General features: G+C 40.5%; 5 protein-coding genes. 3 read left to right on the top strand and 2 right to left on the bottom strand.

Going from position 1 to position 4665, the window contains the following annotated elements; translation table 11 throughout:
- Positions 1-171: 171 nt before the first annotated feature.
- Positions 172-342 (top strand): DUF362 domain-containing protein, encoded by a 171-nt coding sequence (locus ASU35_RS02085; protein WP_058351448.1) that lies wholly within the window; start codon positions 172-174, stop codon positions 340-342.
- A gap of 496 nt (positions 343-838) precedes the next feature.
- Here ASU35_RS02085 and ASU35_RS02080 read toward each other — a convergent pair whose 3' ends face one another.
- Together ASU35_RS02080 and ASU35_RS02075 are read right to left on the bottom strand one after the other, a co-directional pair.
- Entirely contained in the window at positions 839-2188 is a 1350-nt protein-coding gene (locus ASU35_RS02080) for a glucose-6-phosphate isomerase (RefSeq protein ID WP_058351447.1), read from the bottom strand.
- A 73-nt stretch (positions 2189-2261) separates the two neighbouring features.
- Positions 2262-2963, bottom strand: a complete 702-nt coding sequence (locus tag ASU35_RS02075) for a hypothetical protein (RefSeq protein ID WP_147525332.1) — start codon at positions 2961-2963, stop codon at positions 2262-2264.
- Positions 2964-3142: 179 nt separating this feature from the next.
- On the opposite strand from ASU35_RS02075, the gene ASU35_RS02070 reads away from it, so the two are divergent.
- Positions 3143-3388: a TIGR03905 family TSCPD domain-containing protein gene (locus tag ASU35_RS02070; protein WP_058351445.1), complete on the top strand. Its 246-nt coding sequence runs from the start codon at positions 3143-3145 to the stop codon at positions 3386-3388.
- A gap of 42 nt (positions 3389-3430) precedes the next feature.
- On the top strand, positions 3431-4489 hold the full coding sequence (locus tag ASU35_RS02065) for an undecaprenyldiphospho-muramoylpentapeptide beta-N-acetylglucosaminyltransferase (RefSeq protein WP_058351444.1): 1059 nt from the start codon (positions 3431-3433) through the stop codon (positions 4487-4489).
- The last annotated feature ends 176 nt before the right edge of the window (positions 4490-4665 follow it).

The following is a 4665-nucleotide window of genomic DNA, read 5'->3' as shown; positions in this document are numbered from 1 at the left end:
ATTCAGAACTGCTCTTTTTGTCTGCTCTGAATCTGATACTTCACTTATGAATTATAACATACTTTTTGGGCTTTGTTACCATATCCACATAAAATTCACAAAATTATGTACTTGTAAAATATCTCGTTTTATATTAAAATAACCATATCATAATATAAGGAGGATAAAGTTATGGCACATAAAATTAGTGATGAATGCATCAGCTGCGGTACCTGTGCTGCTGAATGTCCAGTTGGAGCTATTTCTGAAGGAGCAGAGCATTATGAAATTGATGCTGACGCTTGTTTAGATTGCGGTGCTTGTGCTGGCGTTTGCCCAACAGGTGCTATCGCTGCTGAATAATTGTTCGCAGACAATTGTAAATTAAAAAAGGCGGATTATCAGCTTGTGATGTCCGTCTTTTTCTTTTACTCTGCTTTTTTAACCTTTCCTCTGGATTTACCGCTAATATCTTCATTGGCTCAATCCCATCTTCTGCCGTAAATACGAAATATTTTTTTATCTCAAAAAACTCTTAAGCATTTTAAGCATTTCTTTAGCATCATCTACAATCAAAATTTTATACTGCATACCCTCACCTCAAAGCCATTTTAGCATAGGATTATCAATAAATAGACAATGAACATATAGTAAAATGAATATTTCTTCAATATTCGCTTGCATTTGCTGGGAAGCTCTATCCTTCTCATTTATATAATCCGTACTTTGGTATGCTGAATGTCAGGATTCCATTTTCATACCTTGGATATAAATTTTCCTCTTGTATCTAAAAGGAGCCGTTAAGTTATAGGTGAATAACCATCTATAGCTTAACGGCTCCAAACTTATTTTACTCTACTTATAATCTCTTTAAAAGCTCGTCTCTTTCTGCCTCATAGCCTGGCTTTCCAAGAAGAGCAAACATATTTCTCTTATAGCTTTCTACACCCGGCTGGTTGAATGGATTAACACCCAGCATGTAGCCGCTGACACCGCAGGCAAACTCAAAGAAGTAGAACAGCTGTCCTAAATATTCTTCTGTCTGTGCCGGAATCTTTACCTGCAGATTAGGTACATTTCCATCGGTATGAGCTAAAATAGTACCCTTCATGGCACTCTTATTTACAAAGTCAACAGTCTTGCCAGCCAGATAGTTAAGTCCATCAAGATCAACTGCCTCTTCCTCAATCGTCAGCTCACAGATAGACTTCTCTACCTCTAAAACAGTCTCAAACATAATCCTGGATCCATCCTGAATAAACTGTCCCATAGAATGCAGGTCTGTAGTCAAATCTACGCTTGCTGGGAAGATTCCCTTCTGATCCTTACCCTCGCTCTCGCCATAAAGCTGCTTCCACCACTCACTTACATAGTGAAGAGACGGCTCATAATTTGCCAGAATCTCAACACTCTTGCCTTTACTGTACAAAATATTACGAACAGCCGCATACTTTAGTGCATCATTTTCCTCAAAGGAAGCCTTTAGGCAGTGCTCACGCATCGTAGCCGCACCTTCCATCAGCTTCGTAATATCAGCACCACTGACCGCAATAGGTAAAAGCCCTACGCCTGTCAATACAGAAAAACGTCCTCCTACATCATCTGGTACTACAAAGGTTTCGTACCCTTCCTCTGTAGCCAGCTTCTTTAATGCTCCCTTTGCCTTATCAGTAGTTGCATAAATTCTTCCCGCTGCACCTTCCTTGCCATACTTCTTTTCCAGAAGATTCTTAAATACACGGAAAGCAATGGCTGGTTCCGTTGTTGTACCGGACTTACTGATAATATTCACAGAAAAGTCTCTATCGCCAATAGCCTCAATTAAATGTGCCAGATAGGTACTGCTGATACTGTTTCCTGCATAATAAATCTCCGGAGTCTTGCGGATTTCCTTAGAAACACGGTTGTAAAAGCTGTGACGTAAAAAGCTAATAGCTGCTCTCGCTCCCAGATAAGAACCACCGATACCGATGACTACTAATACCTCAGAGTCATTTTTAATCTTCTCTGCCGCCTTCTGAATCCGGATAAACTCCTCCTTATCATAGTTTACAGGGAGATCAATCCACCCCAGAAAGTCATTTCCCGCACCAGTTTTCTCCACCAACGTATTTTTTGCTGTCTCAACAGATGTCTTTGCCATCTGAAGTTCTTCATCGGAAATAAACTTTTTTGCTGCGGAATAGTCAAATGCTACCTGATTACCCATCTTTAACACTCCTTTATATGTATTTTTTCTCAAGCTTATTCTATCAAATGGCTCCGATGTATGCAATATGAAATTATGCCAAATATTCCTTCAAAATCTCCTCAATTATTTTCTCCTGTACCGCTGCTGTTTCCTCTTGCAGGGCAAGCTTCTTTTGCTTTTGTGCTGCCTTTTGTTCTGCCCGAGGCTTGTCCTCCTTTATCTTATCTTCAAAATAAGCCTGCCGGTAATTTTCCAGAAGCTCCGGCGTCAGATGCTCATTTTCCAGCTTCGCTTTCAGGTAATTTTCCAAATAATCCTGCATATTAATATGCAGACGTTTCTTTTTCCCACGGATATCAAACAAACCTTCAAAAATAATCAACAGGAATGCAGTCGCCATGCCGCACAGAAATGTGAACAGAACGGTATCTTGTCCACAATGTAGAAAATATCCCCAAACACTACCTAATACAGCCCCTGCAATACATACAACTGTCATTTGTCCACTAAAATTTTCCCATGTGGATAACTCTATCCCAAAAAATTTTTGTTTATGTACATACTTATCCACAAAAGTATCCACATTATTCACACCAATCTTCAACTTATAGAAGGTCTCAAATTTCAAACACAAAAGCTTCATCAGCTTATTTTTTGAGCTACCCATCTCGTCTGATGCCTTTACCAGAGAGCCATACACAACCGCTGTAATGAACTTTGCTAAAAATCCAATTCCTCCCGCTATAAAAATTGCATAAATTAACCAGTTCCCTTCATATAATTCGTACCACATACGGATACCTCCCTCTTTTTCATTTACAGAAAACATACCATACATCGTACATTTTCACAAGAAAAACCAATAGACAAAAAGTCTGCTTTTTCTTGCAAAAACGGCAGGTTTAGTATAAAATATAAGCTTGTTACTAGAATTACTAAAACATAAGATTACTTAGGAAAGGAATGGTTATAATGGTTTATAAAACATCCGGTGTCTGCTCCAGAGAAATCCACTTTGAACTGGACGGTGACATTGTAAAATCTGTAGAATTTATCGGAGGCTGCGACGGTAATACCACCGGTATCTGCCAGCTAGTTGCCGGCATGAAGGTAAATGATGTTATTAAAAAGCTTGAGGGCGTACGCTGCGGCTTCAAGCCTACCTCCTGCCCGGACCAGCTTGCAAAGGCTCTTCGTCTGGCTACTGAGAATAAGTAGGATTTGTCGATTTTTCAGGAATTTTATCAGGAGGATAGTAAAATGAAGCGAATTGTATTAACCGGTGGTGGTACGGCCGGTCATGTTACTCCGAATCTTGCATTGTTTCCGCGTCTTAAGGAGGAAGGCTATGAGGTTCACTATATTGGCTCATATGACGGTATTGAGCGGAAGCTTTTAGAAGAATTTGATGTTCCCTACTATGGTATTTCCTCTGGAAAACTTCGACGTTATTTTGACCCAAAGAATTTTTCCGACCCTTTTAAGGTTCTAAAGGGCTGTGTAGAGGCTTCTTCTTTACTAAAGAAAATCAAGCCGGATGTCGTATTTTCCAAAGGCGGTTTTGTTGCTGTTCCTGTTGTTCTGGCTGCAAAACGCCGCGGTATTCCAACAATCATCCACGAATCCGACATGACACCAGGCCTGGCAAATAAAATCTGTATTCCATGTGCAACAAAGGTCTGTGCTAATTTCCCGGAGACCTTAAAGGCTCTGCCTCCAGAAAAAGCAGTCCTCACAGGCTGTCCCATCCGTACAGAGTTATTTTCCGGTAATCGCATGACTGGTCTTAGTTTCTGCGGCTTTACCCCTGATAAGCCAGTGCTTTTAATTATCGGCGGCAGCCTTGGCTCTACCGTTGTAAATGAAGCCGTCCGCAATATGCTTTTTGTGCTGCTAAAGAAATTCCAGATTATCCACCTGTGCGGTAAGGGCAAGTTGGCCCCGGAGCTTGAGGGTACTAGCGGTTATGTACAGTTTGAATATATTAAAAAGGAGCTTTGTGATCTGATGGCTGCCGCTGATGTTGTGGTATCCCGTGCTGGTGCCAATGCCATCTGTGAGCTTTTAGCCCTCAGAAAACCAGCTGTACTGGTTCCGCTATCCGCAGCAGCCAGCCGTGGCGACCAGATTTTAAATGCAGCCTCCTTTGAAAAGCAGGGCTACAGCTATGTTTTAAAGGAAGAGGAGTTAACAGGCCCAACGCTTATCAAGGCGCTTGATACCGTTTATGATAACCGGGAAACCTATGTCCTTGCAATGGAAAAAAGCCCGATGAGCAATGGGATTGAAACTATTATGAAGCTGATTAAAGAAGTGTAAAATTTTGGTTTATAGATTTGTTTTGATTTTCAAGAACCTAAAAAAGTGTTGGTATTATGGCTCTTAATCCAGAACTATAGAGGCAAAAAACATCCATGTTTTTTGCCTCCCGAAATTCAAAAACTTTCAAACCAGAACTTACGGTATTCTATCCAAACTTATATTTCTAAAAAAGT

Origin of the sequence: Acetivibrio ethanolgignens (assembly GCF_001461035.1) — a bacterium.
GTDB lineage: Bacteria > Bacillota > Clostridia > Lachnospirales > Lachnospiraceae > Velocimicrobium > Velocimicrobium ethanolgignens.
This window is presented reverse-complemented; position numbering and strand designations above follow the sequence as displayed.

What these genes read in the sequence shown, in the direction of transcription:
- ASU35_RS02075 (WP_147525332.1), bottom strand. Translation starts at nt 2,963, where the DNA reads ATGTGGTACGAATTATATGAAGGGAACTGGTTAATTTATGCAATTTTT.
- ASU35_RS02085 (WP_058351448.1), top strand. Translation starts at nt 172, where the DNA reads ATGGCACATAAAATTAGTGATGAATGCATCAGCTGCGGTACCTGTGCT.
- ASU35_RS02070 (WP_058351445.1), top strand. Translation starts at nt 3,143, where the DNA reads ATGGTTTATAAAACATCCGGTGTCTGCTCCAGAGAAATCCACTTTGAA.
- ASU35_RS02080 (WP_058351447.1), bottom strand. Translation starts at nt 2,188, where the DNA reads ATGGGTAATCAGGTAGCATTTGACTATTCCGCAGCAAAAAAGTTTATT.
- ASU35_RS02065 (WP_058351444.1), top strand. Translation starts at nt 3,431, where the DNA reads ATGAAGCGAATTGTATTAACCGGTGGTGGTACGGCCGGTCATGTTACT.